1 protein-coding gene is annotated in these 2677 nt (G+C 74.3%); it reads left to right on the top strand.

From position 1 onward, the window contains the following. Positions 1-2677: type I polyketide synthase (locus tag QR77_RS03250; protein WP_150130544.1), on the top strand; the 2677-nt coding region annotated here is incomplete at both ends.

The raw sequence follows: 2677 nt of genomic DNA, 5'->3' as shown, positions 1-2677 counted from the left end.
CGGCTGTCCGCCGCGGAACAGGGCACCCTCGACGGACTGCGTATGGTGCCGGCCCCGCAGGCGGTGGCCCCGCTGGGCCCCGGCGAGGTCCGGATCGCCGTCCACGCCGCCGGGCTCAACTTCCGGGACGTGCTCATCGCCCTCGGCAACTACCCGGGGGTCGCGGACATCGGCAACGAGGGCGCCGGGGTAGTGGTCGAGACCGCCCCCGACGTCCTCGACCCCGCTGTCGGCGACCGGGTGTTCGGCCTCTTCACCGACGCTTTCGGACCGACCGCCGTCACCGACCACCGGCTGGTCAGGCGTACGCCCGCCACCTGGTCGTACGCCGAGGCCGCCGCGGTTCCGACGGTCTTCCTCACCGCGTACTACGGACTGGTCGACCTGGCCCGGCTGCGGCCGGGGCAGTCCGTCCTGATCCACTCGGCCGCCGGCGGCGTGGGCATGGCGGCCGTGCAGATCGCCCGTCACCTCGGAGCCGACGTGTTCGCGACGGCCGGCCCCGCCAAGTGGGGTGTCCTGCGCGCCTCCGGCATCGAGGAACAGCGCATCGCCTCGTCCCGGTCGCTCGACTTCGAGCGCGACTTCGGCGACCGGACAGGGGGGCGCGGCGTCGACGTGGTCCTCAACAGCCTCGCCGGAAAGTTCACCGACGCGTCCCTGCGCCTGCTCGCCGAGGGCGGACGCTTCCTGGAGATGGGCAAGGCCGACATCCGCACCGGCCTGCCCGACGACGCCTACCGCGCGTACGACGTGATGGAGGCCGGGCCCGAGCGCATCAGGACGATGCTCGACGAACTCGTCGCCCTGTTCGAGAAGGGCGTGCTGAAGCCGCTGCCCCGCCGCGCGTGGGATCTCCGCTCGGCGCGCCAGGCGTTCCGCCACATCGCGCAGGCCCGTCATGTCGGCAAGGTGGTCCTCACCGTGCCGCGCCCACTGGATCCGGACGGCACGGTGCTGATCACCGGCGGTACCGGCGTGCTCGGGCAGATACTCGCCCGGCACCTGGTCGCCGCGCACGGGGTGCGCCACCTCCTGCTGCTGGGGCGCCGGGGCCGGGCCGACCTGGGGGACCTCGACGCCTCCGTCACGGTCGTCGCCTGCGACGTGTCCGACCGGGACGCGCTCGCGGCGGCGCTGGCCGGGATCCCGGCCGGGCATCCGCTGACCGCCGTGGTCCACGCGGCCGGAGCCCTGGACGACGGCCTCGTCGAGTCGCTCACCCCCGACCGGCTCGCCCCCGTGTTCGCCCCCAAGGTCGACGCGGCCTGGCACCTGCACGAACTGACCCGGGACCTGGACCTGTCGGCGTTCGTGATGTTCTCAGCGGCGGCCGGCGTCCTCGGCTCGCCCGGGCAGGGCAACTACGCGGCGGCGAACGCCTTCCTGGACGCCTTTGCCCAGTACCGGCAGTCCGCCGGCCTGCCGGGCCAGTCGCTCGCCTGGGGTGCCTGGTCCGGCGACAGTGACATGCGGGGCGAGTTCGCCCCGGCGGACCTGGACCGGATGGCGCGCGGCGGGGTCCTCCCACTGGCCGTCGAGGACGGGCTTGCCCTGTTCGACGCCGCGCTCGCCGCGGGCGACGCGCTGCTGGTGCCCGCCCATTTGGAGCCCTCCCGGCTGCCTGTGACGCCGCCGCTGCTCAGCGCACTGGTCCGGCCGGACCGCAGGACCGCGCGGACGACCGTGTCGCTGTCCGGACTGCCGGACGCCGAACGCGCCCAGGCGCTGACCGAACTGGTCCTGGCCGAGGCCGCGGCCGTCCTCGGCCACGGAACGGCGGAAGCGGTGCCCGAGGGCCGCGCGTTCAGGGACATGGGCTTCGACTCACTGACAGCCGTCGAACTGCGCAACCGGCTCTCCGCCCTCACCGGCCTGAAGCTCCCGGCGACACTGGCCTTCGAACACCCCAGCCCCGCCGCGCTGGCGGCCCACCTCCACAGCCTTACCGGCGGCAGCCGGGCGGCTGCCCCGGCCGCGCCCGTCATCGCGTCCCCGGCCGGGGACGCCATCGCGATCGTCGGCATGGCCTGCCGCTTGCCCGGCGGGGTCACCACCCCCGAGGAGCTGTGGGAACTGGTCGCGGAGGGACGCGATGTGATGACGCCGTTCCCCACCGACCGCGGCTGGCAACCGGGCGACGCGGGCCGCGTCGGCGGGTTCCTCGACGGAGCCGGTGACTTCGACGCGGCGTTCTTCGGGATCTCGCCGCGCGAGGCGCTGGCGATGGATCCGCAGCAGCGGTTGCTGCTGGAGACCTCCTGGGAGGCGCTCGAACGCGCCGGGATCGACCCGTCCTCCCTCCGCGGCGAGCCGGTCGGCGTCTTCACCGGCGTCTGGGCCAACGACTACCTGGCCCGGCTGCGGTCCGTGCCCGAGGACCTGCGCGGCTACCTCGGCAACGGAAGCGCCGTCAGTGTCGCCTCGGGCCGGGTCGCCTACACGCTGGGCCTGGAGGGCCCGGCGGTCACGGTGGACACCGCGTGCTCGTCGTCACTGGTCGCCCTGCATCTGGCGGCGCAGTCCCTGCGGCAGGGCGAGTGCTCGATGGCGCTGGTCAGCGGAGCCACGGTGCTGGCCACCCCCTCGGTCTTCGGCGAGTTCCAGAGGCAGGGCGGCCTCGCCTTCGACGGCCGGTGCAAGGCGTTCGCTGAGGGCGCCGACGGTACGGGCTTCG

This window comes from Streptomyces sp. 150FB (assembly GCF_000818195.1).
Taxonomy (GTDB): Bacteria; Actinomycetota; Actinomycetes; order Streptomycetales; family Streptomycetaceae; genus Streptomyces.
Note: the sequence above shows the minus strand (reverse complement) of the source record. Positions and strands in the feature narration are given on the sequence as shown.